This window comes from Mycobacterium sp. NGS33 (assembly GCF_059812885.1).
This window is the reverse complement of record NZ_JCALDN010000010.1, coordinates 83,885-110,422: the sequence shown is the minus strand read 5'-3', so window position 1 is coordinate 110,422 and position 26,538 is coordinate 83,885. Positions and strand designations below refer to the sequence as shown.

At 65.6% G+C, this 26,538-nt stretch carries 25 protein-coding genes; 12 read left to right on the top strand and 13 right to left on the bottom strand.

All coding sequences use genetic code 11. From position 1 onward, the window contains the following. The 10 genes from AC5Y5B_RS17095 to AC5Y5B_RS17050 form a co-directional block, all read right to left on the bottom strand. The gene (locus AC5Y5B_RS17095) at positions 1 to 1,773 is read right to left on the bottom strand and encodes an MCE family protein (RefSeq protein WP_500005990.1); all 1,773 of its coding nucleotides are present in this window, start codon (positions 1,771 to 1,773) and stop codon (positions 1 to 3) included. Further along, positions 1,774 to 3,141, bottom strand: a complete 1,368-nt coding sequence (locus tag AC5Y5B_RS17090) for an MCE family protein (RefSeq protein WP_430917548.1) — start codon at positions 3,139 to 3,141, stop codon at positions 1,774 to 1,776. It lies immediately after the preceding gene. Further along, positions 3,138 to 4,565, bottom strand: a complete 1,428-nt coding sequence (locus AC5Y5B_RS17085) for an MCE family protein (RefSeq protein ID WP_112630958.1) — start codon at positions 4,563 to 4,565, stop codon at positions 3,138 to 3,140. The genes AC5Y5B_RS17090 and AC5Y5B_RS17085 overlap by 4 nt, the downstream gene beginning before the upstream one ends. Further along, positions 4,562 to 5,680, bottom strand: coding sequence for an MCE family protein (locus tag AC5Y5B_RS17080; protein WP_112630960.1), 1,119 nt, complete (start codon positions 5,678 to 5,680; stop codon positions 4,562 to 4,564). The genes AC5Y5B_RS17085 and AC5Y5B_RS17080 overlap by 4 nt, the downstream gene beginning before the upstream one ends. Then, positions 5,680 to 6,702 (bottom strand): MCE family protein, encoded by a 1,023-nt coding sequence (locus AC5Y5B_RS17075; RefSeq protein ID WP_112630962.1) that lies wholly within the window; start codon positions 6,700 to 6,702, stop codon positions 5,680 to 5,682. Before AC5Y5B_RS17075 ends, AC5Y5B_RS17080 begins: the two co-directional genes overlap by 1 nt. Beyond that, entirely contained in the window at positions 6,699 to 7,958 is a 1,260-nt protein-coding gene (locus AC5Y5B_RS17070) for an MCE family protein (protein WP_112630964.1), read from the bottom strand. The genes AC5Y5B_RS17075 and AC5Y5B_RS17070 overlap by 4 nt, the downstream gene beginning before the upstream one ends. A 19-nt stretch (positions 7,959 to 7,977) precedes the next feature. Beyond that, on the bottom strand, positions 7,978 to 8,823 hold the full coding sequence (locus AC5Y5B_RS17065; RefSeq protein WP_112630966.1) for an ABC transporter permease: 846 nt from the start codon (positions 8,821 to 8,823) through the stop codon (positions 7,978 to 7,980). 7 nt (positions 8,824 to 8,830) lie between these two features. Further along, positions 8,831 to 9,649, bottom strand: coding sequence for an MlaE family ABC transporter permease (locus tag AC5Y5B_RS17060; RefSeq protein WP_112630968.1), 819 nt, complete (start codon positions 9,647 to 9,649; stop codon positions 8,831 to 8,833). Positions 9,650 to 10,030: 381 nt separating this feature from the next. Next, positions 10,031 to 11,236 (bottom strand): CaiB/BaiF CoA transferase family protein, encoded by a 1,206-nt coding sequence (locus AC5Y5B_RS17055; RefSeq protein ID WP_112630970.1) that lies wholly within the window; start codon positions 11,234 to 11,236, stop codon positions 10,031 to 10,033. Continuing rightward, positions 11,233 to 12,759 (bottom strand): aldehyde dehydrogenase family protein, encoded by a 1,527-nt coding sequence (locus AC5Y5B_RS17050; RefSeq protein WP_112630972.1) that lies wholly within the window; start codon positions 12,757 to 12,759, stop codon positions 11,233 to 11,235. Before AC5Y5B_RS17050 ends, AC5Y5B_RS17055 begins: the two co-directional genes overlap by 4 nt. Positions 12,760 to 13,040: 281 nt before the next feature. Between AC5Y5B_RS17050 and AC5Y5B_RS17045 the strand changes: the two genes are divergently transcribed. From AC5Y5B_RS17045 to AC5Y5B_RS17015, 7 genes are all read left to right on the top strand, one after another. Continuing rightward, entirely contained in the window at positions 13,041 to 13,742 is a 702-nt protein-coding gene (locus AC5Y5B_RS17045) for an SDR family NAD(P)-dependent oxidoreductase (protein ID WP_112630974.1), read from the top strand. A gap of 58 nt (positions 13,743 to 13,800) precedes the next feature. Beyond that, positions 13,801 to 14,001 carry a ferredoxin gene (locus tag AC5Y5B_RS17040; RefSeq protein WP_112630976.1) on the top strand — a complete coding sequence of 67 codons (201 nt, stop codon included), beginning with the start codon at positions 13,801 to 13,803 and terminating at the stop codon, positions 13,999 to 14,001. Between the two features lie 46 nt (positions 14,002 to 14,047). Then, positions 14,048 to 15,412: a cytochrome P450 gene (locus AC5Y5B_RS17035; protein ID WP_112630978.1), complete on the top strand. Its 1,365-nt coding sequence runs from the start codon at positions 14,048 to 14,050 to the stop codon at positions 15,410 to 15,412. A 75-nt stretch (positions 15,413 to 15,487) separates the two neighbouring features. Then, a complete protein-coding gene (locus AC5Y5B_RS17030; protein ID WP_205869001.1) occupies positions 15,488 to 15,931 on the top strand; it encodes a hypothetical protein in 444 nt (147 codons plus the stop codon). 55 nt (positions 15,932 to 15,986) lie between these two features. Then, on the top strand, positions 15,987 to 16,841 hold the full coding sequence (locus tag AC5Y5B_RS17025; protein WP_112630982.1) for an Rv1363c family protein: 855 nt from the start codon (positions 15,987 to 15,989) through the stop codon (positions 16,839 to 16,841). 56 nt (positions 16,842 to 16,897) lie between these two features. Then, positions 16,898 to 17,410: a hypothetical protein gene (locus tag AC5Y5B_RS17020; protein WP_430917644.1), complete on the top strand. Its 513-nt coding sequence runs from the start codon at positions 16,898 to 16,900 to the stop codon at positions 17,408 to 17,410. 301 nt (positions 17,411 to 17,711) lie between these two features. After that, positions 17,712 to 19,088 carry an alpha/beta hydrolase gene (locus AC5Y5B_RS17015; RefSeq protein WP_112630986.1) on the top strand — a complete coding sequence of 459 codons (1,377 nt, stop codon included), beginning with the start codon at positions 17,712 to 17,714 and terminating at the stop codon, positions 19,086 to 19,088. A 4-nt stretch (positions 19,089 to 19,092) separates the two neighbouring features. On the opposite strand, the gene AC5Y5B_RS17010 is transcribed toward AC5Y5B_RS17015, so the two are convergent. From AC5Y5B_RS17010 to AC5Y5B_RS17000, 3 genes are all read right to left on the bottom strand, one after another. Then, positions 19,093 to 20,268 (bottom strand): acyl-CoA dehydrogenase family protein, encoded by a 1,176-nt coding sequence (locus tag AC5Y5B_RS17010; protein WP_500005989.1) that lies wholly within the window; start codon positions 20,266 to 20,268, stop codon positions 19,093 to 19,095. Next, complete coding sequence (locus AC5Y5B_RS17005; RefSeq protein ID WP_112630990.1) at positions 20,252 to 21,250, bottom strand: acyl-CoA dehydrogenase family protein; 999 nt, start codon at positions 21,248 to 21,250, stop codon at positions 20,252 to 20,254. Before AC5Y5B_RS17005 ends, AC5Y5B_RS17010 begins: the two co-directional genes overlap by 17 nt. A gap of 124 nt (positions 21,251 to 21,374) precedes the next feature. After that, positions 21,375 to 21,992 (bottom strand): nitroreductase family protein, encoded by a 618-nt coding sequence (locus tag AC5Y5B_RS17000; RefSeq protein WP_500006004.1) that lies wholly within the window; start codon positions 21,990 to 21,992, stop codon positions 21,375 to 21,377. 295 nt (positions 21,993 to 22,287) lie between these two features. On the opposite strand from AC5Y5B_RS17000, the gene AC5Y5B_RS16995 reads away from it, so the two are divergent. The 5 genes from AC5Y5B_RS16995 (at position 22,288) to AC5Y5B_RS16975 (ending at position 26,526) form a co-directional block, all read left to right on the top strand. Then, on the top strand, positions 22,288 to 22,680 hold the full coding sequence (locus AC5Y5B_RS16995; RefSeq protein ID WP_112630994.1) for a carboxymuconolactone decarboxylase family protein: 393 nt from the start codon (positions 22,288 to 22,290) through the stop codon (positions 22,678 to 22,680). A gap of 37 nt (positions 22,681 to 22,717) precedes the next feature. Next, complete coding sequence (locus AC5Y5B_RS16990) at positions 22,718 to 23,611, top strand: NAD(P)-dependent oxidoreductase (protein WP_500005988.1); 894 nt, start codon at positions 22,718 to 22,720, stop codon at positions 23,609 to 23,611. Positions 23,612 to 23,859: 248 nt separating this feature from the next. Continuing rightward, positions 23,860 to 24,951, top strand: a complete 1,092-nt coding sequence (locus AC5Y5B_RS16985; RefSeq protein ID WP_500005987.1) for an amidohydrolase family protein — start codon at positions 23,860 to 23,862, stop codon at positions 24,949 to 24,951. A gap of 29 nt (positions 24,952 to 24,980) precedes the next feature. Beyond that, a complete protein-coding gene (locus AC5Y5B_RS16980; RefSeq protein WP_112630999.1) occupies positions 24,981 to 26,126 on the top strand; it encodes an amidohydrolase family protein in 1,146 nt (381 codons plus the stop codon). A 1-nt stretch (position 26,127) separates the two neighbouring features. After that, positions 26,128 to 26,526, top strand: a complete 399-nt coding sequence (locus AC5Y5B_RS16975; protein WP_500005986.1) for a Rieske (2Fe-2S) protein — start codon at positions 26,128 to 26,130, stop codon at positions 26,524 to 26,526. Positions 26,527 to 26,538: the final 12 nt, after the last annotated feature.

Here is a 26,538-nt window from a genome sequence, read left to right as displayed (position 1 = left end):
TCAGATGGGCAGCATATCCTTCCACGTCCTGGGCGTCTTCGGAGCGACGAGATCTGACTGCTGGTACAACTTCCCGTCCGGACCGACATAGCGACCGGTGCGCGGATCGTACTTGGCCACCACGACCGACGGCGCACGCTTAGATGCGTTGGCCTCGAACGAGCTTGGCGCGGCCTGGGGTCCTCCGCCGCCGGGTGTGTCGGCCGGCGCGGGGTCGGCCGGTGCGGCATCGGGTGATACGGGAGGGGCTGGAGGCGGCGCCGGCGCGGCGGGCGGCGGGGGAAGCTCTCCGGCCGCAGGGACATCGAGTGGCGCAAAGGCCGGAAGGTCCGCCGACATTCTCGACATCGGCGCCAGCGCCGGCGGTCCCGACGACGGCACGGGGGGCACAGCCGCTCCCACGGTGCCCGGTGGCGGATTTTCTCCCCGCGGTCCCGCGGGGGCGCCGCGCGGCACAGCCCCCGGTGGCAGCGGCGTTCCCTCGACCGGGCCGAAAATCCTGTCGTTGGCGGTGATCCGGTCATCGGGCGGGACGCCCTGGGCTATCAGATTCGGATCCAGCGGATAGGGACCAAGGGTGTGCTGACGCATCGCCAACGGCATGTACGGCTTGTCACTGTTGCAGATTTCGACGGTCGGCGCGCGCTTGCCCGGGTGGCCCATGCAAGGGTAGTTGCGGGCACCGCGCACCCCGATCGGTGAATCCTGCGGGAGTTTGCAATACAACCCGTCGGGTGTGTCGATGTCGGACAGGTCGTCCGGGGATCGCCAGGTGTTGGGTGGCATGAAGCCGACCGTGCAAATGGGCGGATCATCGACCGTGGCCGCGAAGTCGCCGTAAGCCCTGCCATCGGGATGGTTTTCACCCTGAGCGGCCTGCTCGGCGGCGACGCCCGACGGCAACAACACCAACAGCTGCTCGATCGAAGGGTGGTAGGTGACGCCGATCTGTCCGATGGTGGTCAGGTTGGCCAGCAACACAGGCAGCGTCGGTTTGATTTGTTCCAGAAGCCGAGATGCTTCGTTCGCGGTGTCAGGGCCCTTCTGCAGGATGGTGCGGAAGTGAGAATCGTTGTTCACCAGCGTATCCGAGATGCCAGCGAAGCTGCGCGCCCACGTTCTGATCGAATCGGTGGTCCGCGCCTGGGTGTCCAGGAGCGGGCCGGTGTCTTCGGTGAGGGCCTTGGTACGATCGACGACGCCGTTGGCGTCGCGGGACAGCGTCTTCGAGGAATCGATCAGTGATCCCAGGTCGTAACCGGAACCGTTGAAGCCCTCGAAGGACTCGTCGAGCAATTGGCCAAGTTTGGTCTTCGGGATGCTTTGGACCAAGGCGTTGACCTGCTCGAGCATTGGGGCGACCGGCTGCGGAATTGTCGTGTCGCGCAAGGCGATAACGGAGCCGTCGCGCAGGTAGGGCGGCTTATCGGTTTTGGGCCGCAGGTCCACGTATTGTTCACCCACCGCGGAGACACTGAGCACGTGCGCCGTCAGGTCCGCGGGGACCTTGGGTGAAGTGCTCAGCGACAGCGTCGCTTTCGCGCCGGTCGGCGTCAAACCGACCGAGGTGACCTTGCCGAGCTGAACCCCCCGGTAGGTCACGTTGGAAAACCGGTACAGGCCGCCGGTTGCCGGCAGCTCCAGCGTCACCGTCATCCGGCCGATGCCCAGCAGCGTCGGCGCTTGGATGTAGAACAGGACCATCGAGATCACGCCGATGGTTCCCGCGATCGCGAAGACCGCCAGCTGAATTCGAACGAAGCGAGTCAGCATCTATCCACCCGATCCCGTCGGCGGCGTCACTGCGGGCTGCGGTGTTTGATTGAGGCCCGCGTCGGGCAGCGGCGCCTCGGCAGGCGGCGGACCGGGCAACGGAGCCGCGGCAGGCGGCGGCCCGGGCAGTGGCCCATAATTTCCCGGTCCCGGTGGCGCACCCGGCGGCGGCGGCAGCGGTAGTGCATTGGGATCGACCCACGGTGGCCTCAGCGGGTTATGCAGCGGATCAAGCGTGTAATTCAAGCGATACGGGTCCCCGGGCACCGGCGGCACGGGCATATCCAGCTGCCCCCAGTGGGTTCCCAGCATCAATCCCTTCTTGAGCCGTGGAATCGTCAGATCGAAATCGAAATGCAGGTTGAAGTAGTCACCTCGAACCGCTCGGTCGACGAAGTTCTGGGTGAAAGGGAACACGAACGACGCCGCGACGGCCGCGCCGAATTCCGGTCCGACATCGGCGAGCGCTTTGATGGTCGGCTCCAAGTTTTTGAGGTTCTTGACCAGGTCGCCCTGGGCGTCGTTGACCAGCCGGGTGGCGGTGCGGCTGAAAATGCGAAGATGATCTAGGGCGGACGTCAGACGCGGCCGCTCCTTGATCAACACCTCGAGCGCCGGCGGTATCTTGCGCAGCGCATCGCTCACGACGTCGCGTTGGTCGGCGAAGGTTGCCGACAGCCGATTCAGTGCCTGTATGGAGGCGACGATGTCGTCCCGCTGGTCGTCCAGTGTTCCCACAAACGTGTCGAGCCGAGTGATCAGATCGCGCAGCGCACCCTCGTGCCCGGAAAGCGCGGCCGAGAAGTTATGAATGACCTCCCCGATCTGTCCCAGCCCACCGCCGTTGACGACCGCGCCCAACGACGACAGCGTCTGCTCTGTTGAAGGGTAGGCCGATGCCCGGCTGAGCGGGATGGTGGCGCCCGGCTGAAGCCGTCCGCTTCCGGACTGACCCAGCGGCGTATTGAGCTCCACATGCATCGAGCCCAGCAAGCTGGTCTGACCGACGGTGGCTACCACGTTGGCGGGGACCACCACGTCGCGCTTGACCGAGATCTCGATGTCGGCGTGCCAGCCTTGCACCCTCATCGCACCCACGCTGCCGACGACGACGTCGTCGATCATCACCGGCGAATTTGACTCCATCGTACCGACATTCGGGAGTTCGACATGGTAGATGTTGGCCCCCGGCCCGCGCCCGACCGCACCGGGCAGCGGTAGTGAATTCAGGCCGTGGAATGCGCATCCTGTCGACGTCACCACCACGCAACAGCCGATGGCAAACACCCGACGAGCGAATCCTGATGGCCCGGCTCCTCCTCGGGCCGAGGGCCCGCATCGTCGCAGGGCCGCTACCCGCGCGATCATCGCTCTGGCCCTTCGTCTGGCAGCAGCATGCCCGACACGTTCGGCGCCGGCGGTGGTGGCACCGGCGTCGAGGGAGGCGGCGGCAGCGGCATCGCCGCGCCCGGTATGCGCTCCGGTGGCACCGCCCCGGGCGGTCCCACCGGATCACCCGGCAGGCCGGTGTAGGCCGACACCTCGGGCGGGATCTCGGGTGCTGCGGGCTTCGGGCCCTCGCCGCCGGGCGCCAGACGCGGTTCGGTATAGAGAACCCTGCCCGGGTCAACCGACTTTTGTATGAACGGGTTCAGCGGAATCGGCGAGTTGTTCCAACTGGTCTGCCGCAATCCGGGACCGAGGAACAGCGAGCACAACTTGCCCGATTCGACCGCGGTGATGTTCTCGATGGCGCCGATTTGCGTGCAGCCCGGTACGGAAAGCAGAACCTGACCGCCCCAGGTGGGATTCGCCATGTTCATGAGCCCGAACCCGCCCACGATGGTTCCGGTGTCGGCGTTGTAGTCGTTGAAGAAGTTGCCGAATGCGTTCGGCGAAGTGTGCAGAATGTTCTCCAGAGCCATGTGGTGATCGACCAAGTTCTGGGTGACATCGGCCAACCGGGCGATCTGCTCGCTGGTCTGGTTGCGGGTCCCGGCGACGAATCGCCGCACCTCGCCGACTGCGGTCGACAGATCGGTCAGCGCCGCATCGAGGTCGGATTTGCTGTCATTGACCACGCTGGTGAGCGTAGCCAGGCGGCCGTTGAAATGCTCGATCTGCACGTTGCTGTCGCGCAGCGCGCCGACGAAGGTCTGCAGGTTCTTGATGATGTCGACGATATTGCCGCTGCCGTTGGCGAGGATCCTGCCCGTCCCCGACAGCTGAGCGAGTGTTTGGCGCAGCTTGTCGCCGTTGCCGTCGAGCGCGTTGGCGGCGCTGTCGATGAACCGGCCCACAGATGTGCTCGAGACTCCGCTCTTGGGTCCCAAATCCGTTGCCAGCCGCATCAACTGGGTTTTGACCTCGTCCCACTCGACCGGCACCGCGGTCCGTTCCACCGGGATAACCGCCCCGTCGCGCATGACCGGCCCGCTGTCGCGGTAGGCCGGTGAAAGCTGGACGTAGCGGGCCGCCACCAGATTCGGGGCGACGATCACCGCCTTCGCGTCCGCCGGAATGGGCACGCCGCGGTCGATCTTGAAGACCATTTTGGTCTGTGTGCCTTGGGGCTGGATGGATTTGATGCTGCCTACTTTGACACCCGAAACCCGCACCTCGTCATGCGGATAAATGGCGGTGGCGGTGGTGAAGTAGGCGGTGACCGTCCGTGGTCCGAAGAACGTGTTGCGGACGACCACGGCGGCGCCGGCAACGATCAGCGCGAGAAAGGCGACCGCCGTCACGACCGCCAGTCGGCTGCGCGGGATCCGGGATATCCGGGAGGTCACTGTGATCCTCCGATCCGTCCGCCCAACGTGCAGCCAGGGCACTGCGGAATGGAGTTGTACGGCCAAGGCGTCAGCGCCCGAGGTACCGGCGATGGGAAGCCGGGGCCCTTCGTTGTATCGAAAGTTCGGAATCCCCAGAGATAGTCGATCAACTCCTGGAAGAGTTGCGGGACAAGGAAGTTCGGGGCGAACGCCTGGTAGGCGTACATACCGGAGATGGCCTCACCGACCGTGATTTCGAATTTGGCGAGACCTGGCAGCGCTTTGCCGATGTTGTCGCGGTTCTTCTCCAACACTCCGGTCACCCGGTTCAGCCGCTCCAGCGTCGGCGCCAAGGCGCTTTCGTTCTCGTGCACCAACGCTGTCAGCTGTTTGGCCACCACCGAGGTGCTGGCCAGCAGATCCACAATCTCTTGCCGGCGCGCGACCAGCACTTGGAGCAAAGAATCGGAGTTGAGGATGAGCTTGTTGACCTGCATGCTGCGCTCTGAAAGTATCCCCGTGACATCGCCGGCGCTCTTGAATAACTCACCCAGGCTTTTGTTGCGACTGTTGAGGGTTCGCGATAACCGGGTGAGTGCATCGAAGGCCGGCCCCATTTGGGGGGCAATCTGGTCGAGTGTCGCTGCCAGCGTGTCTAACGACTGATTCAGCGCCGTGGTGTTGGTTCCGGCCGTGTCCGACGTCAGGTCGCTGACCGCTTCGGTCAGCGAGTAAGGCGAAGACGTGCGCGAGACGGGTATCAGAGTCATTGGATGCATCGCGCCGCTGCCGGCAGATTCCACCGTCAGCATCCGCTCGCCCAGCAGTGTGCCGGTGCGGATGTGCGCGGAAGTCTCGGAGCCGAGCAGAATGTTGGCCTTCATCGCGAACGTCACCAGGGCATCACCGTGGCGCAGCTTCACGTCCGACACCGTGCCGACCTTTATCCCCGACACGATCACGGGGTTGCCTGTCACAAGGCCGCCGGCTTCGGTGAACAGCGCCTGGTAGCGGACCATCGTCGCCCAGGCGATGAACCGGTCGGGTGACAGGCCCACCAGGATGACCATCACCGCCATTACGACGCCGATGAGTCCGGGCTTGACGAGCCCTGCTCCGCGATACTTGAGCATTAGGGTTCCGTGCACCTTCCTGCATCTGACCGATAAATATTGGCGCGCACGGTCTTACCCGAGAGGTCGGTACCACGAAGCCCGAACTGGCAGAGGTAGTACGGGACGGTGGCGCCGTTCACGCCGAGTCGGACCAGTTTGCGGTAGTTCTGTGGCGCTTTGCCGAGTGCGGCGTCGATGCGGTCCTTGTCGCCGTCGAGTATCGGCGCCAGCCTATTCAACTGGGCTATGGTGCCGGACAGCGGCGGCCGCGCCTCGGCCAGCAGGTCCGCCAACGAGGCGGTTCCCTTGTCCAGGGCGTCGATGGCGGTCCCGATCGTGTCGCGGTCACCCGACAGGCCGCTGACAAGCTGCTCGAGGCGGTCGATCGCGCCGGAGAACTGTTTGCCGTCCTTGGCGATCGTGCCGATCACGATGTTGAGGTTGTCGATCAGCTGCTGCACGGTTTGATCGTTGTCGGACAAGGCATTGGAAAACGACGTCGTCTTGGCGAACAGCGAGTCGAGAGTCCCGCCCTGCCCCTGGAATACCTGCAACAAACCCGATGTCATCGCATTGACATCGCGCGCGTTCAGGCCCTGGGTAACTGGTTTGAGTCCGCCGAGCAGCAGATCGAGATCCAGCGCCGGCGCGGTGCGGCTGACCGGGATCTGACCGCCGGCAGGCAGATGCTTGGTCGAGCCCGGACCATCGACGAGTTCGAGGTAGCGATCGCCGACCAGGTTGAGGTAGCGGACCGCCGCCCTAGTGCCCTCAGTGAGGACGACGGCGCGGTCGGCGTCGAATTTCACCACGACTTTCTTGTCCGACTGCAGCGACACGCTATCGACCGTGCCCACTCTGATCCCGGCGACCCGCACCGACTGGCCTGGCTTCAGACGCGAGACGTCGGTGAACACCGCCGAATATTTGGTTGTCGCACCCGTGCGGTACTGGCCGAAGATGAAAAACAAGAAGGCCGTGAGCATCGCCATCACGACCGCGAAGATCGTGAACTTGACCAGCGTTGCGCGCGTTCTCATCCAGGTTCTCCGATCTGCGCGGAGTTGCGTGGTGGGCCGGCGATCGGCCCGTACAACAGCTGCTTGAGGAGATCGGAGTTGATCAACAGCTGTGGGTTGCCGTAGTTCACCGGATTGGCGCCGATGTCGGCAATCAGCTGCGGTGGGGACGTATTGAACGGCAGCACCGGCAGACCCACGCATTGCGGGCCGCCCGTCGCGGCGACCTTGGGCAGGTTCGTCGGATACCGGTAACGTTCGGCGCCCCACGTGATACTCGCCGAGATGTTGATGCTGGGTTCCGACAAGGGCGCCCCGTGCGCTATGTGTAAAATTCCGCCGAAAGCGCAGGTGAGTGCCGGACCGTACTCGTTGGTCAAATCGGTGGTGGGCACGAGCAGATGCATCACGTCCGTCAGCGGTTGGCGGTTCGTCGACAGCACGTCGTTGCCGATGTCCGCCAAGCCGATCGCACTGATCAGCAAAGCATCCAGGTTGTGCTGCTCTTCGACGATCGTCTTGCTGATTCGGGTCGCGTTGGCGGCGGTTTTGATCAAGTCGGGTGCCGCGTCGGCATAGGCGTTGGACACAGCCGGTAAGACCGCGAGGTCATGACGGAATGCGGGAAGGCTTGGCTCCAACCTGGCCAGGAACGAATCCAGGTCGCTCAGCGACTGGCCAAGCTGTGGTCCCCGCCCACTGAACGCCTGTGCCAATGCACCCAATGACTCGTTGAGCTTCGGCGGGTCGATGTGTGACAACACCGAAACCAATTGCTGGAACACCGTGTTGATTTCGACCATGACGTGCTGGCCCTGCAGCGTCTGGCCGGCACGGAGCCGCTGCGCCGAGGGTTGTTCCGGCGGCACCAATTCGACGGACTTCGCGCCGAAGACCGTCGATGAGGCGATGTTGACGAGCACGTTGCCGGGAATGAAGCGCATCTGTGACGGGTCCATAGCCAAGTGAATCGCCGCTTCGCCGTCGGGCAGCGCCTCGATCGAGGTGACCTTGCCCACCTGCACGCCGCGCAGCTTGACCTTGGCGTCGGGGTTCATCACCAGGCCGGCGCGCTGCGAAATCACGGTCACCGGCACGGTTTCGGTGAAGGAGCCCTGAAATAGACCCACCGCCACGGCGAAAATCAAGCCGATGATGAGGACGGTCGCCAGCCCGAGCAGGGGAGCCACATAGCTTCGCCCGGCGGGCCGGACATGACTCGCGGGCGCAGGCGGGGCTAGGATCTTGCCTTGGCCAGCTGGCACATTCTGAGTCACTCCCGTTTCACCTCCTCTGCTAACCGGACAGGTTGAAGTTGCCGTTCGTACCGTAGATTGAAAGCGACACCAACAGCGTCACGGACACCACGACGATGAGCGAGGTGCGCACCGCGTTGCCGGTGGCGTTGCCGACCCCGGCCGGCCCCCCCGAGGCGAAATAGCCGTAATAGGTGTGGATCAGCAGGATGGTGAGCGCCATCAGGATGGCCTGCAGGAACGACCACAGCAAGTCGATCGGGTTCAGGAACGTGTTGAAGTAGTGCTGGTACAAGCCCTGCGATTGTCCGAGTAGGAACGTCGTGGTGAACTGGCTGGCTACAAACGACAGGATGACCGCGATGCTGTACAGCGGCGTGATAGCCATCATTCCCGCCAGGATCCTGGTGCTCACCAAATAGGCGACCGGGCGAATGGCCATGCTCTCCAGCGCATCCACTTCTTCGTTGATCCGCATGGCACCCAGCTGAGCGGTCACCCCGGCGCCGAAGGTGGCCGCCAGGCCGATCCCTGCGACCACCGGGGCCGCGATGCGCACGTTGATGAACGCGGACAGGAAGCCCGTCAGCGCCTCGATGCCGATATTGCCCAGCGAGGTGTAACCCTGGATGGCCAGGGTGCCACCCGCCGCCAGCGTCAGGAAGCCGACGATCACGACGGTCCCGCCGATCATCGCCAAAGTGCCCGCGCCCATGCTGATTTCGGCGACCAGTCGCACGACTTCGCGCGTGTAGCGGGTGGCGGCGAAGGGCACCCCGGCGAGTGCCTTGCCGTAGAACACGGTGTGGTCGCCGATCCGGCCCATCAGGGCGACCGGCCTCTCGAGTTGGCGGGTAAAGCGCGGATATGCGGCTCTCAGCGTCATGGCAGCCCTACTTCGCCGTCATCTTGATGCCGATTGCGGTGACGACCACGTTAACGACGAACAGCGACATGAAGGCGTAGACGACGGTTTCGTTGACCGCGTTGCCGACGGCCTTCGCGCCACCGCCGGTGATCGACAGGCCCCGATAGCAGGCGACCAATCCGGCGATGAGACCGAAAAGCGCTGCCTTGACGCACGAAATGATCACCTCGGGCACACCGGTGAGCAGCGTGATACCTGCGGCGAACGCGCCGGGATTGACGTCTTGCACAAACACCGAAAAGACGTAACCGCCAAGAACTCCGATGATGACTACCAGGCTGTTGAGCAAAAAGGCGACCAATCCCGACGCCAGCATGCGCGGCGTGACCAACCGTTGCACCGGGTTGATGCCCAGCACCTCCATCGCGTCGATCTCTTCGCGAATCGTTCGCGCGCCAAGGTCCGCGCACATTGCGGTCGCGCCGGCACCCGCAACGATCAAAACCGTGACCAGCGGGCCGAGCTGGGTGACCGCGCCAAACGCGGCGCCCGCACCGGAGAGGTCCGCCGCGCCCAGTTCGCGCAGCAGGATATTGAGCGTGAAGCTGACGAGAACGGTGAACGGGATGGCTACCAGCAAGGTGGGAGCCAGCGACACCCGCGCGACAAACCAGGACTGCTCCAAGAACTCCCGCCACTGGAAGGGCCGGCGGAACAGGAACTTGACCGCATCGGCCGACATCGCGAACAAGGCGCCGACGGCATGCATGGGCCCGGAGAAGTCCCATTTGAGTTTCAGCTGTGGCAATCCCGCTGACCAGTGGTCGGCGCCCTTAGTTGCCATCGCCGTCAGACCCTTTCCACGCTACGAGACCGGCAGTCTTGTTCTGCCGCAACGGCTGCGGTAAATTCATCAGAATTGACAGCCGTAAACGCGCGCTGACGAGGGCGAAATGCTCAGCGGACAGCCAATTTCCGGCATCGACCTTCGATGTGACAGTCGCTGGTCCACGCACGCCGGTCCTCCGTTTTGTTGAGTGAGTTGGCTGCAAAACGAGGGGGTCCACGTCTTGAAGCGTCCGGCGATTATGACTCATGCCGCGTCCGGGCGGAGCGAAAAATGCATAACCGTTATCGCGCATTTCGCGATCGGGGTAAGGGCGCAAGGCAACTGCGTCCCAACGGAAGCGACGCTCGGCTCAAGCATGTCTGTGCTGCTCCAGTCCTAGGTGACGGCGCCAGCCGTCTTGAGTTCGATGATCCGGTCCCAGTCGAGGCCGAGCTCCATCAAGATCTCGTCGGTCTGCGCTGCGAATCCGGGGGCCGGCCCGGTCTGTGGCGCTGCGACGTCGAACTGTACCGGGTTTGCCACCAGCTCGAGTTCACCCGCCCGCACCAGGTACTCGTTGGAGCGGATCTGCGCGTCCTCGGCCGCTTGCAGAGTGTCCTGCACGGGTGCCCACGGCCCGGAGAGGGTGGCGAAGCGCTCGCTCCACTCGGCCAGCGTGCGGCCGGCGATGGCCTTGGTCAGCAGTTCGACGGCGTCGGAGGTGTGGGCGGCGATGTTCTCCACAGTGTCGAAACGCGGGTCATTGGCCAACTCGGGCAGGTCGACGTGGCGGCACACGTCCGCCCAGAACTTGGTGGGCTGCATCATCACGAAGGAGATGTAGCGGCCGTCGGACGTCGTGTACAGGCCCACCAGCGGGTTATTGGGCGCCCCGTGCACGCCCGGCGGTGGCGCTTCCAGCCGCTGGTTCAAATGCTTTGTCAGCGCGACGGTGTGTCCCATCGACCACAGCCCGCTGCCCAGCAGCGACACATCGACGACGGACGGTTTGCCGGTGCGCTCGCGTTTGAGCAGCGCCGCCGCGATGCCACCGGCGAGGTTGGTGCCCGAGATGGTGTCGCCGTACGCCGGTCCGGGCGGCGCGATCATCCCCGGCATGCCGGCGGGAGTGATGGTGGCGGCGGTTCCGGCCCGGCACCAGAAGGCTGTCATGTCGTAGCCGCCCTTTTCCGACTCGGTGCCACGCGGGCCGAGCGCGCTGCCGCGGGCGTAGACGATGTTCGGATTCACCGTACGGATGTCGTCGACGTCGATGCCGAACTTCTTCCGATGAGCGGGAAGGAAACTGGTCAGGAACACATCGGAGCGACGGGCCAGTTCGTAGAGCACTCCCTTGCCCTCGGGCACCGACATGTCCAGCCCGATGCTGCGCTTGCCGCGGTTCGCGTGCTCGATGTTCGGATTGGGGTCGCCTTCGACGCGCAGCATCCCGGTCTGTCGCAGTCCACGTTGTGGGTCACCGGTCACCGCGTGCTCGACCTTGACCACATCGGCGCCCCATTCGGCGAGCACCGCGCCCGCCGACGGGACGAACCCGTACATCGCGACTTCGAGGACGCGGATGCCTTCGAGCGGCCTCATGCGCCGGCTCCTTTCCCTGAGACGGCGGGCACGGCGAAGGTCTTGCGCTCGAGGAACTCCTCGAGCCCGGCGACCCCCATCTCGCGACCCACGCCCGACTGCTTGAAACCACCGAACGGGGTGTCCGCGCTGAAGTAGTTGCCGCCGTTGATCGAGAAGGATCCGGTCCGGATCCGGCGCGCGACGGCGAGCGCGCGCTCTTGATCGCGGCTGAACACCGCCCCCGCCAGTCCATAGATCGAGTTGTTGGCGATGCGCACGGCGTCGTCGTCGTCGTCGAACGCGATCACCACGAGCACCGGGCCGAAGATCTCGTCCTGCGCGATCTCGCTGTCGCGATCGACGTTGGTCAGCAGTGTCGGCGCATAGAAGAAGCCGGGATCGAGTCGCTTGCCGCCGGTGACCAGGGTGGCCCCCGCGGCCACGGCGCGCTGCACCATGCCGTCGACCTTGTCCCGCTGCTGCTCGTTGATCAGCGGCCCCATATACGTTTTGGGGTCGGCCGGATCGCCGTGTCGCACCTTGGCGAAATTCTGCGCGATCAGTTCGACGATTTCGTCGTGGTGCGACCTGGGCACCAGCAGCCGGGAGGTGAGCGCACAGCCTTGGCCCGCGTGGGTGACCATGCTGAACGCCGCGAACAGGGCCGCGTTGGCGAAGTCGGCGTCATCGAGCACGATCGCCGCCGACTTGCCGCCCAACTCCAGAAAGACGCGCTTGACGGTGTCGCTCGCGGCGGCCATGATCTTGCGCCCCACCGCGGTCGATCCGGTGAAGGTGATGACGTCGACGTCCGGGCTGGTGGTCAGGGCGACTCCGGAAGCCGGATCCGACGAGCTGAGTACGTTCACCACCCCGGCGGGGATGTCGGTGTGGTTGGCGATCAGCTCACCGAGCGCCAGCGTGACCAGGGGTGTGTCCGGGGCGCCCTTGAGCACCACGGTGCATCCGGCGGCCAGCGCGGGGGCGAGCTTCGCCAGCGCGAGCTGGTTGGGATAGTTGTAGGCGATGATGGCCCCGACCACCCCGGCGGCTTCCTTTTCCACCCAGCGGTGGTGGCGCATGCCTCGCGATTCTTTTTCGCCGAGGTCCTCGGTGAACTGATAGGTCCGCAGCAGGTCCGCGTAGAACCGCACGATGCCGATCGGCTCATCGAGCTGGGCGCCCTGGGTCAGCACACGGGTGGCGCCCACTTCGGCGATCGTGAGGTCGCGCAACTCGTCGGCGTGGTCGACGAGCGCCTGATGCAACTGGTCGAGGCAGCGGATCCGCAACTCGACGTCGGTGGGCCAGCTGGTCTCGTCGAACGCCCGCCGGGCCGCCGCGATCGCGGCTTGGGCCTGCTCGCCGCCGGCGTCCGGCGCATGCCCGATGACCGCGCCCGTCGCGGGGTTGATCGAGGGGAACGCGCTGTCCGCGCTGACCAGCCGGCCATCGATCAACAGACGGCGGTCGACGTGGGACTCGGGCGCGGCATCCGCGACGGTCTGCGCGGCGGGCTCTGCCGTGTCCTGGGCAGGCATTCCGTACCCCCTAGTGTGGTGGCGATCACGATAATTTCATTCTCTCTCCCGGCGAATCTTACATTCGCCTTTCGATAATTCAAGAAAGTCTCAGGATTGAGATCGGGGTGCTGACCAGGGCCGGAACCGGCCGTACACTGCCGGCCAGGGCCTTTCCCCGCAGGCCGGACGCGGTGTTAGGCGCATGTTGCACGCCGCTCCGCGCGGAGAGTAAGGTTCTCATAATTGCAAGGGAGATTCTTTGTGACTGAAATGGCCCCCTTCGGAGTAGAGGCCTCGACATGAAGACTGCGGTAGTCACCGGCGGCGGTTCCGGCATCGGCCTCGCCGTCGTCGAACGCCTGCGGGCCGACGGTTTGAACGTCGCCGCCATCGACCTGCGGCCGTCGGACGCCGATTTCGCGTTTACCGCCGACGTCACCGATCGATCGCAACTGGATGGGGCGCTGTCGGCCATCCGCGCGCAACTCGGGCCGGTGACGGTTCTGGTCAACGCCGCCGGCCTCGACGGGTTCAAGAAGTTCAACAACATCACGTTCGAGGACTGGCAGCGGGTGATCGACGTCAACCTCAACGGCGTCTTCCATACCGTCCAGGCGGTGCTGCCCGACATGGTCGAGGCGGGCTGGGGACGCATCGTCAACATCTCGTCGTCGAGCACGCACTCCGGTGCGCCGTACATGAGTCACTACGTGGCGGCCAAGTCGGCGGTCAACGGCCTGACGAAGTCGCTGGCGCTCGAGTACGGGCCCAAGGGCATTACGGTCAACGCGGTGCCGCCGGGATTCATCGACACCCCGATGCTGCGCGCCGCCGAGAAGAACGGATTCCTCGGCGATATCGACGAGACCATCGCGCGGACGCCGGTGCGCCGGATGGGCACCCCCGAGGACATCGCGGCGGCATGCGCGTTTCTGGTGTCCGAGGAAGCCGGCTACATCACCGGTCAGATCTTGGGCGTCAACGGCGGCCGCAACACCTGAGCGGTGGCGATTCGCCAGCGGTGCCCGGTAACCAGCGTCAGGTGAGAGGAGAAAACCCGTGAAGGTCTGGGTGGATTCGCAGCGGTGCCAGGGCCATACCCTGTGCGCGATGATCGCGCCGGAATCGTTTCAGCTCAGCGACATCGACGGCAGTTCGTCGGCGGTCGACGAGGTGGTGCCCGGCGATCGCGAGGACCAGGTGCGCGAGGCCGCGCAGTCCTGCCCGGAGCAGGCCATCATGATCACCGACGACGCCTGAGCCGGTATCGGGTTCGTAGCTACGGCAACACATAGGGAGACAAGCGTTGAGCGTCGACGACGTCGTCAATGACAGCGACCGCAAGAAGAACCGGTACCACTTCGACCGGCACTCCTCGGAGTACCGGTCGAAGTTCAAGGCGATCACCGAAGAGATGCACGCCAAGTGCCCGATGGCCTGGACCGACACCTATGGCGGCCACTGGGTCGCGGCCGGCAGTCACGAGGTGTTCGAGTTGGCCCGCTGTCCCGCCGTCTCCAACGATCACGACATCCACGGCGAACGCCGCGGCTACAAGGGCATTTCGATCCCCACGGCCAGCCGGGTCAGCGCGGTGCGCGGCGGGATCCTGGAGATGGACGACCCCGAACACCGCACCTACCGCACCGTGCTCAACCCGTATCTGTCACCCGCGGCGATCAAGCGCTGGGAACCGTTCATCGACGACGTGACGCGCGCCTGCCTCGACGAGAAGATCGAAAGCGGCCGCATCGACTTCGTGGACGACCTGGCCAACATCGTGCCCGCCGTGTTCACGCTGGCGATGCTGGGCATCCCGCTGAAGAAGTGGAACATGTACAGCGAGCCGGTGCACGCCGCGGTGTACACGCCCGAGCACTCCCCCGACATCGAGCGGGTCACCGCGATGCATCGCGAGATGGGGCTCGACATGGTCAACAACATGATCGAGATCCGCGCGAACCCGCGGCCCGGAATCGTCAACGGTCTGCTCGAGATGCGCATCGACGGTGAGCCCGCCCCGGAGCTGGAAATCCTGGGCAACCTCGGCCTGGTCATCGGCGGCGGCTTCGACACCACGACCGCCCTGACCGCCCACTCGCTGGAATGGCTTTCGGAGCATCCGGAGCAGCGACAGCTGCTCAGCGACGAGCGCAAGACCCTGCTCGACCCGGCGACCGAGGAGTTCCTGCGCTACTTCACCCCGGCGCCCGGAGACGGCCGGACCTTCTCCGAGGACACCGAACTCGACGGCACCCGGTTCAAAGAGGGTGAGCGGCTGTGGATTTCGTGGGCGATGGCCAATCGCGACCCCTCGGTGTTCCACGACCCGGACCAGATCATCCTCGACCGCAAAGGCAACCGGCATTTCAGCTTCGGGCTGGGTGTGCACCGCTGTATCGGCTCGAACGTTGCGCGCACGGTGTTCAAATCTATGCTCACCGCGGTGCTTGACCGGATGCCCGACTACAAGTGCGACCCGGAGGGCACCATTCATTACGAGACCATCGGTGTCATCCAGGGCATGCGCAAACTGCCGGCCACCTTCACGCCTGGCCGTAAGGTCGGAGCCGGCCTCGAAGAAACGCTTGAGAAGCTGCAACGCATCTGCGACGAGCAAGAACTCGCCAGACCGATCACCGAGCGTAAGGAAGCCGCGGTCATCGACTGAGCCGATCACAATTTCTACGAGTGGGTCTGTTCAGCGCGACCACGCCCTATATTTGGGGCAATTGCGGGAGCATAGATGGGAGACGCAACGGTGAAGACTTTCGCAGTGAGCCTTGCGCTTGCCATGGCCGCGCTGACCGTCACGCCGATCGCCCACGCGGACATGCTGTTTGCCAACTACAGCGTAAATACGAACCGGGATCCCGGCCACTTCTGGGTTTGGTCGATTAGCCCGTGCGTCCAGCCAGCGCCGGGATGTCTGCAGGTGTACGCGACCCCGCAGCCCAACGGGCAGGCGGCGCCCTGGCGGGCAGACGCCCACCTGTCCAACGGCCGCTACACCATGACCGCTGACGACCCCTTCGGAGTACGTTGCGTGGTCCAGTTCTTTCCCTCGCATGACGTCTACTCGTGGGATCCGGTGACGCTGGCGGGTCAGGTCGACTCGACGTTCGACACCGGCTGCGGCGGCGGACCGGGGGGCAGCAACAGTTGGCCGTTCTCGCTCGTGCGATGGTAGCCGCGTGAGAGGTACAGGAGTCGGTCGATCATGACCGCGACGGGCAGTACGCACCATGGCTGAGGAGAAGAAGGCGCCGAAAGATTCGGCCAACTCGAAAGCCGACGTGCAGGCGTTGCTCGAGGAGGCCGAGGCCGAGGCCGCCGAAGCCGAAGCGCTGGCCGCCGCGGCACGCGCGCGCGCTCGTGCCGCCCGCCTCCGGCGTGAAGCGCTGGCCCGGGCCGAGGTCGAGACCGAGATCGACGCCGCTGCCGCGGAAAAGGCACCGGGAGCCGACGAGGGCCGAACCGACACCGCCGAACCGGAGACCGACGAGGTCACGGAGACCGTCGAGCCGACCAACACGGACGCGACGGAGACCGGCGACGAAACCGCCGAAGAGGCGGAAGCGGAAGCCGAGCCGGCTCGCAGGCGACGCCTGCGGCTGCCCCCGTGGTCCGTAGCGTGGAAAGCGGCAGTCATCGTCCTCATCTGTGCCTTCGTCGCGGCCAGCGGATACATGATGTGGAACCGCCATGAAGTTACCGAGCGCAACGAGCGCGCCGCGAACTTCATTTCGGGAGCCAGACAAGGTGTCGTCAACTTGACTTCCATGGACTTCAATAAGGCCAAGGAGGACGTCCAGCGGGTCATCGACAGCTCGACCGGCCCGTTCCACGACGACTTCCAGGCGCGCGCAAAAGATTTCACGACCGTCGTCGAACAGTCCAAAGTTGTTACCCAAGGCACCGTGAACGCGGCGGCCGTGCAATCCATCAACGGGGATTTCGCGTTGGTCCTCGTCGCGGCGACGTCGCACGTCACCAACGCCGCGGGCGCCAAAGACCAACCACGCAATTGGCGGCTCAAGGTGACCGTCAAAAACGACGGCGGGCAATACAAGATGTCCAACGTGGAGTTCATTCCGTGACCGAGGACCAGGCCAGCATCGACACGGCCGACGACTCCGCCGAACAGGCCGGCCTCATGGAAAGCGGCGCTGCACGTGCGCGGCGCAACGTGAAAGTCGTTCCCGTGATTCTCATTGCGCTGCTGCTGCTCTCCGGCGGCGTGGCGACGTGGCTGTACTTCAAGCAGTACCGGCCCGACAAGCAGACCGACGCCAGCGTCGCGAGCGCGGTGACCACTGCGGCGTCCGACGGGACGGTCGCGTTGCTGTCGTACTCGCCCGACTCGCTCGACAAAGACTTCGCCGCCGCCAAGACGCACCTGTCCGGTGATTTCCTGTCGTACTACAACCAGTTCACCGAACAGATCGTGGCGCCGGCGGCCAAACAGAAGTCACTGAAAACCAACGCGCGGGTGTTGGGGGCCGCGGTTGCCGAATTACATCCGGATTCGGCCGTCGTGCTGGTGCTCGTCGACCAGAGCACCACGAGCAAGGACAATCCCGACCCCGCGATGGCTTCCAGCAGCGTGCTGGTGACTTTGACCCGAGTCAACGGCGCCTGGCTGATTACCAAATTCGACCCGGTCTAGAACCGGTGGCTCCCCGCCGAGCGTGCAGTTGGTCGCTGATTCCTGGACCGTCGCGTGTGAATACACGGCCTTGACTGTGCACTCTTCGCGACGACACGACGGCAGCCGCCGTGGCTTCACACTCAACGCCGTGGTTTCACACTCGACGTAAGGTAGCCGGCGCACGCCGCCAGCGGCGCACGCCGCCGCCCAACGGCCCGGCGACATTCGCCCACAAGAATCCACCAAGGATCCGCCGAGGCCGGCGTTCGATCCTTCTCTCACGCAGCTGAATCGCTGGCAGCCGGGAGGAGGAATCGCCATGTCGCTACTGGGCAACCACATATCTCTGATGCACGGCTGGGTGCCGATCACGGCCCAGATCGTCGCCCCGATCACGCTGGGACTCGCCGCCGGGTGGCGATCGCGTCGTTGGCGCCTGCTGTGGCTGCCCGCCGCCACCCTCGCCGGGGTCGGGACGGCGCTCGGTGCGCGCCGCTGCATCAGCGCGGCGGCGCCGGACGCGCTGTACGTCTGGATCGCGCTGGTCGGTGCGGCCATGGCGGTGCTGATCCTGGGCTGGCGCGGTGCGCGGTGGTGGCGGCGTGGGCTATCGATCCTGGCCGTGCCGCTGTGTCTGCTCTGCTCGCTGCTCGTGCTCAACCAATGGGTCGGCTACTTCCAGACCGTCCAGAACGCGTGGAACCAGTTCACCTCCGTTCCGCTGCCCGACCAGGTCGACAAGGCCACGGTCACCACGCTGGCGGCGAAGGGCTCAAAGCCGCCGCACGGCAGCCTGGTGCCGGTCGTGATCCCCGACGACGCGTCGCAATTCAAGCACCGCGAAGAACTCGTCTACCTGCCGCCGGCCTGGTTCGCCAGCTACCCCCCGCCGCAGCTACCGACGGTGATGATGATCGGCGGCATGGTCAACACGCCCGCCGACTGGGTGCGCGCCGGCGGCGCGGTGGACACCGTCGACGCCTTCGCGGCCGCGCACGGCGGCAACGCCCCGGTGCTGGTGTTCGTCGACCCGGGGGGCGCGTTCGACAACGACACCGAATGCGTCAACGGAAGCCGCGGCAACGCGGCCGACCACCTGACCAAAGACGTTGTGCCGTACCTGGTCTCGAACTTCGGGGTCAGCCCCGACCCGTCCCGCTGGGGCGTCGTCGGCTGGTCGATGGGCGGAACGTGCGCGGTGGACCTGACCGTCATGCACCCCGACATGTTCGGCTCGTTCGTCGACATCGAGGGCGACCTGACGCCCAACAGCGGGACCAAGGAACAAACCATCGCCAACCTCTTCGACGGCGATGCCGACGCGTGGGCAAGATTCGACCCGACCACGGTGATCAACCGCCACGGCCGCTACACCGGGGTATCCGGTTGGTTCGCCATCTCGTCGGGCGGTTCGCCGCGCCACGACATCACCACCGTGGACACCGCCGCGATGGCCGTCGCCGGTCGCGCCGCCGCCGCAGACCCCGGTAACCAGGCCGCGGCCGCCGCGTCCCTGTGCGGACTGGGCCGGGCAAACGGCATCGACTGTGCGGTGGTGTCCCAGACCGGACAGCACGACTGGCCGACGGCGGGCATGGCGTTTTCCACCGCGTTACCGTGGCTGGCCGGCCAGCTGCACACCCCGGGCGTGAACCGGATCGCCTTGCCCAGCAACGCCTCTCAGCAATCCCTGTGATGGCCTAGCCTCGCGGCAGGCCGAGCACCCGCTGGGCGATGATGTTGCGCTGGATTTCGGAGGTGCCGCCGGCGATGGTCCCGGAGAAGCTGCGGGCGTAGCGCTCGAACCAACTGGCGAAATAGTGGTCGAGGTTCATATGCATGTAGGGCCCCGTCTGTCCGGGCTGAATGAGGCCGTCGGATCCCGCGGCGGTCAGCGCCAGTTCCATGCCACGCAATTCGGCTTCGGAGCCCAGCAGCTTGAGCACCGAAATCGCGGCCACGTCATCTTCGCCGCGCGCGGCGCGCGCCAGGGCCGCCGACCCCAACAGCCGCAGGGCCTGCTTGTCCATGATGGTGCTGGCGTATTGGTCGCGTTCGACGTCGGTGCTGGGATGGAAGTCGTCGATCATGTTCTCGAGGCGATCGGCGAAACCCAGCCACATCATGGTGCGTTCGTGCCCCAGCGACCCGTTGGCCACCCGCCACCCCTGGTCGAGTTCACCGACCAGGTTCTCGGCCGGCACCCGCACGTCGGTGAAGAACACCTCGTTGAAATCCAGATCGTCGGCACCGCAGATCGACGGGAACGGCCGGCGCACCAGCCCCGGGGTGTCAGTGGGGATGATGAGCGCGCTGATTCCCTTGTGCTTCGGCGCATCTGGATTGGTGCGGACAAACGTCAGCAGGACGTCGGCGTCGTGGGCGCCGGAGGTCCACACCTTCTGGCCATTGACCACGAAGTGATCGCCATCGAGCACCGCGCGCGTGCGCAGCGACGCCAGGTCGGAGCCCGCGCTCGGTTCGCTCATGCCGAGCGAAGCGGTGATCTCGGCCCGCAGAATCGGCACCGCCCAGCGCCGCTTCTGCTCGTCGCTGCCGAACGACAACAGCGAGGCCCCAACGATATTCACACCCTGCGGGTTGAAGCTGTGATAGATCCGCCGGCGGCTCAGTTCCTCGAGGTAGACGAACTGCTGAATGACCGTCGCGTTGCGCCCACCGAATTCCGGCGGCTGGCTGGGCAGCAGCCAGCCGTTGTCGAACAACAGCCGCTGCCAGTCCCGGGCCCACTGCGGCATGTGGGACACCGACCGGGGACGCTCGAGCGTTTCGCTTGCGGGAGGAAGGTTTTCGTCGAGGAACGCCGAGAACTGCGCCCGGAACTCCTCGACGTCGGAATCAAAAGTCAGCCGCACGGTATTCCTCCGCGATCCGCGCCCGGTGCTCCGCCGCGCCGCCGAGCATCAGCTCGCCCGCCTTGGCTCGTTTCAGCGCGAACTGCAGGTCGTTCTCCCACGTGAATCCCATTGCGCCGTGCAGCTGTAGGCCGTGCCGGAACACCAGCGACTGGCATTCGCCGGCCGATGCCTTGGCCATCGCGGCCGCCAGTCGACGACGGGGATCGTCGGCCGCGATCGTCAGCGCGGCGAAGTAGGCCAGCGCCCGCGCCCGCTGCACGGCGACGTGCATGTCGGCGGCCTTGTGCTGCACGGCCTGGAAAGAGCCGATCGGCACGCCGAACTGCTGGCGGCTACTCACGTGCTCGAGCACCAGGTCGAGGATGCGTTGGCAGGCGCCGACCATCGTGATCGCCATGCCGGTCAGCGCGAAATGGTGAGCGCGTTCCGCGTCGACGGTCAGCCGGTCACTGTCGGGCACCCGAACCTGGGCGAACGACAGGTCGGCGACGTGCAGTACAGGATCGAACACGGAAGCGCGCCGGGCCGACACCTGACTGGACTCGACCAGGAACACCCCGGCATCGGTCACCACCGCCAGCCGATCCGCGCGATCTCCGTCGAGCACGTGGCGCGCCGTGCCCTCCAGGACCCAGCCCTCGGCGTCGCGGTGCGCGGCGACCCCGCCATAGACCGCGGTGCCCGATTGGTGTGGGTCGAAGCGGTCCGCGGCGAGCGGCGCGAACTGGCTCATCGTGGCCAGGAACGGGGTCGGGTCGGTGGCGTGGCCGAGCTGCTCGAGGACGATGGCCAGCTCGACGGCGCTTTCTGCATCGCTGAGTTCGGTCCAGCCCTGGTCTACATACGATTTCCACAACGGGCTGGGGTCGACGCCCTTTTCGGCCACGCTGCGCACCAACGACGGCGGGCACTGCTTCGCGACGGCGTCGCGCACCGTGTCCTGCCACAGTCGCTGGTCAGCATCGAACTCCAACAGCATCCGCGCCGCCTCTCGTCGTGACTGTCACGGCGAGAATACCATTCTCGGTTGTGGAAGTAATAATCTCTGAATCCGGTCATGGGATCACCCAACGGCCCGCGACGGATGGACTTTCGCCGGCGATCTAACCGCCGGTCACGAGGCCGTCGGCGGGGTTGTCCCAGCGGTCGAGGTTCACGAATTCGGCCAGCGGCCGCCGGCGCAGCGGGCCGTGGTTGCCCTTCGGCCACCCCACCACGATGTGGCCGGCGATCATCCAGCCCTCAGGGACCCCGACGGCTTCCCGCAGCAGCCGTTCACCGCCGTACGAGGCCCAGCTGGTCAGGCAGGCACCCAGCCCCTGGGCCCGGGCGGCCAGCAGGAAGTTCTGCATGGCGGGAAAGATCGAACCGCCCAGCAGGAGTTCCGACGCCGTCGGGTAATGCGCCTGGGCGAACAGGACCGACGTGAATTCACCGGCGCGGTCGTGCAATTCGTACGTCGCGCGGTAGGTGCGGGCGCGGCGGGAGCTGTCGTCGTCGGCGGGCCGGCTCATGCCGTAGACGGGTTCGATCACTTCCAGCGCGTGGGCCGCGGCCTTCGCCACCGCCGCACGCTGCTCGGGCGATCGCAGCACCACGAATCGCCAGCCTTGCGCGTTGGCGCCCGACGGGGCCCACCTGGCCGCCTCGAGACACCGCGCCAGAGTCGCATCGTCCACCGGCTCATCGGTGAAACGCCGGATTGTCCGAGCCGTCGACATCACTTCCCAGATGTCAGCGCTTGCTCCGGTCACCGCTTCTCCTCAACGTCCCTGATCACCACGCCCCGCACCGGCACCTCGGATCACCAACCGCTACAGCACGATTGGACAGGCGCGGAGTTTCCGCGCGCTCCCCACCGAACGAGAACCCGAGCGGGCGAATCCATTCGAACATCGACTGTAGACCGCACCCAGCGGCCCGCGATGCAAGACTGCGCTCAGGCAATCGGCCCCTCGGCGTCCGCCCGCACGACAATCTCGAGGGCCGCTGCCCCGAACCGAAGGGAGAACTGCATTGGACCGCGCAACCTACCAGCGGGGGCTCGAAATCCGCTCTGAGGTGCTGGGCGAGGACTACGTCAATCGCGCGCTGGCCAACGCGGACGACTTCACTGGGCCCCTGCAAGACCTGGTCACCGAATACTGCTGGGGTGCCGTGTGGGGCCGTGACGAACTGCCGCGCAAGACCCGCAGCATGCTCAACCTGGCGATGATCTCGGTGCTCAACCGGCCCAACGAGTTGCGTACGCACGTCAAGGCGGCACTGACCAACGGCGTCACCCGCGAGGAGATCCGCGAGGTCTTCCTGCAGGTGGCCATCTACGCCGGCGTGCCGGCCGCCGTGGACAGCTTTCGCATCGCGAGCGAGGCGTTCGCGGCGTTGGACCGGGACGGTGGCGATCGCTAGCGCGGCGGATCGCCGGCATAAGGGATAGGGGCACAACGTGGAGATCGGGTTCATCGGGCTCGGAAACATGGGGCTTCCCATGGCATCCCGGCTTATCCGGGAAAATCACGACGTCGTCGCCTTCGACGCCCGCGGCGAGGCGCTCGAGCGCGCCGTCACGCTGGGGGCGCGCGCGGCTTCGTCGGTCAAGGAGGTCGCCGACCGCGCCGAGACGGTGCTGGCCAGCCTGCCCACCCCGGGCGCGTCGCTCGCGGTGGCAACCGGTCCGGCGGGCGTGATCGAGGGCGCGCGGGTGCGGCGCTACGTCGACTTGTCCACTGTCGGTAGCCAAATGGCGGTGCAGATCCACGGCCTGCTGGCGCGGCGCAACATCGTGGCGATGGACAGCCCGGTCAGCGGCGGTGTCGGCGGCGCCGCGAGGGGCACGCTGGCGCTCATGGTTTCGGGCCCCCGCGACGAATTCGACCTCGTGCGAGGCGCGCTCGAAGCGCTGGGCCGCCCGGTGTATGTCGGCGACAAGCCCGGCGCCGCGCAGACGATGAAGCTGGCGAACAATATCTTGGCGGCGAACGTGTTGGCCGCCACCGCGGAAGTCGTCGTGATGGGCGTTAAGGCCGGCCTCGACCCGGCCGTGATGATCGACGTGCTCAATGCGGGATCGGGTGCGACGAGCGCGAGCCGCGACAAGTTCCCCCGCGCGATCCTGCCCCGCACCTTCGACTACGGCTTCGCCACCGGGCTGATGCTCAAGGACGTGCGTCTTTATCTCGACGAAGCGAGGGCGCTCGGCGTGCCCGCCGAGGTCGCCGAGACCGTCGGCCGGCTATGGGAGGCGCTCGCCCGCGACGAGGGACCGGACTCCGATTTCACCGCGGTGATCAAACCCTTCGAGCGGGCCGCGGGTGTGACGGTGGGCGCGCCGTCGGACTAGGCAATCGCCTCGGCCGCCGGGGCGACGAGCCGCGCGGACCGCGTCGATCCGCAACTCGGAGAATGGTATTATCCGGAATGAAGAACGATACTTGCTCCGAAGCGCGCAAAACGCCGTTCACCAGCGACGATGACTAAACGAAATGCTTACCGAAAACCCGTTGATTGACCGCCGACGAAAATGTTAGATTGGCTATCATATGACCTCGCGCGGCCGGCTTTTGCCGCCGCAGCCGAAGGGTGGCTCTCGTGATCACACACGCCGACGGAACCAGCACCCCGTTGATCGACGCGAGCGTGCACATCTTCTTCCCGTCCAACAAGGCCCTGCGCAAGACGCTGCGCGAACCGTTCAAGAGCCGCGGCTTCCCCGACTACGAGATGGACTGGTACGGCGCCCCCGGCGGTGAGTACGCGCCCAACACCGAGGGCCCGGATCGTCAGTACCCCGGTTCGGATCCGGATTTCGTTGCCAACGAACTCTTTTCGAAGCGCGGCGTCGATGTGGCGGTGCTGCATCCGATGGCGCGCGGCATCATGCCGGACCGGCACCTGGGCAGCGCACTGCACGCCGCCCACAACGAGATGATGGTGTCGAATTGGCTGGAGTCCAGCCAGTTCGGCGAGCGGTTCCGCGGCACCATCCGGGTCAACCCCGACGACATCCCCGGCGCCCTGCGCGAGATCGAGCGGTGGCGGGCACACCCGCGGGTGGTCCAGATCGGTGTCCCGCTGCAATCCCGCGAGCTGTACGGCAAACCGCAGTTCTGGCCGATCTGGGAGGCCGCCGTCGACGCCAGCCTGCCCGTCGCGGCGCACATCGAGGTCGGGTCCGGCATCGCTTTTCCGCCGACGCCGAACGGGAACACCCGCACCTACGAGCAGTACGTCAGCTTCATGGCGCTGAACTACATCTATCACCTGATGAACATGATCGCCGAGGGAGTGTTCGAGCGGTTCGACGGCCTCAAGTTCGTCTGGGGCGACGGTGCCGCCGACTTCGTGACGCCGTTCATCTGGAGGATGGACACGTTCGGCCGTCCGCACCTGGAGCAGACACCCTGGGCCCCGAGGATTCCCAGCGATTACCTGCCCGGCCACGTGTTCTTCGTCCAGGGCAGTCTCGATGGCCCGGGCGACGCCGAATTCGCCGGCGAATGGTTCGGCTTCACCGGTAAGGACGACATGGTGATGTTCGGCTCGAGCTATCCGCACTGGCAATGCGGCGATGTCAGCAAGCTGCCCAGCGCGTTGTCGCCCGAGCAGCGCGAGAAGCTGTGCTGGCGCAACGCCGCGCGGCTCTACGGCATAGACATCCCCGCCGGGGTGGGCGCACAGTAGAAGTATCGCGAAAGACTGAGGAGAGCCAGATGACGTTGACCCATTCGCAGGAGCGGGTTCCCGCTACCGAGCGCATAGCCGTCCGCTGCGTCGACTCGGACGTTCACCCGGCCCCCAAGCGCGGCGAGCTACTCCCCTACATCGCCGAGCCGTGGCGCAGCAAGTACTTCCTCACTCGCACAGTGGGCGAGCAGATCTACTACGACGCCCCGGACTACGCGCACTCCTACGCGATGCGCGTGGACTCCTTTCCAGCCAACGGCGAGTTTCCTTGCAGCGACCCGGATTTGGCGTTTCGCCAGCTGATCATGGAGGCCGGCTCCGACATCGCCATCCTGGAGCCGGCGGCCTATCCGGCGCGCATTCCCGAAGCGCAGCACGCAATGTCGGCCGCGTTGAACGACTGGCAGGCCAATCACTGGCTGGACAGCCACAACAACTGGCACGAGCGGTGGCGCGGCTCGATCTGCATCGCCATCGAGGAGCCGGAAGAGTCGGTGCGCGAGATCGAGCGCTGGGCCGGGCACCCCTTTATGGCGCAGATCCTGATCAAGGCCGAGCCGCGGCCGTCCTGGGGCCACCCGAAGTACGACCCGATCTGGGCGGCCGCCACGAAGAATGACATCACCGTGAGCTGCCACCTGTCCCGCAGCCAGTTCGACGAGCTGCCGATCCCGCCGGTGGGCTTCCCCAGCTACAACCACGACTTCATGGTGACCTACTCCCTGCTGGCGGCCAACCAGGTGATGAGCCTGGTCTTCGACGGCGTCTTCGACCGGTTCCCGGGGCTGCGAATCGTGTTCGTCGAGCACGCCTTCAGCTGGATCCTGCCGCTGATGTGGCGGATGGACGCGATTTACGACGCCCGCAAATCGTGGCTCGACATCAAGCGCAAACCGTCGGAGTACGTCAAGGACCACATCAAGTTCACCACCCAGCCGCTGGACTACCCGGAAGACAAGACCGAACTGACCCGCGCGCTGGAATGGATGGAGTGCGAGAAGATCCTGCTGTTCTCCTCGGACTACCCGCACTGGACGTTCGACGACCCGCGCTGGTTGGTCAAGCACCTGCCCAAGCACGCCCGCGACGCGGTGATGTACAAGAACGGCATCGCGACCTATCACCTGCCCGAGACCGTTCCGGTCCTCGAGGGTCAGACCCGGGTGCTCTGAGTTGAGCGAAGAAACCAAACGGCCCGAGCCCCGTCTCGCCCAGGGCCGCGAGCACGTCGTCGCTACCGTGGACGAAATCCCGCCGGGCACACATAAACTGGTGCCGATCGGACGTCACGGCGTCGGCGTCTACAACGTCAACGGCACCTTCTACGCCATCGCGAACTACTGCCCCCACCAAGGCGGCCCGCTGTGTTCGGGACGGGCCCGGGGGCGCACCATCGTCGACGAGACCGCACCGGGTGACTCGGTCATGGTGCGCGACCTGGAATACATCTACTGCCCCTGGCACCAATGGGGCTTCGAGCTCGCGACCGGCACGACGGCGGTCAAGCCGGAATGGAGTATCCGCACCTATCCGGTGCGCGTCGTCGGCAACGACGTTTTGGTTCAGGCCTAACCACAGGAGAAT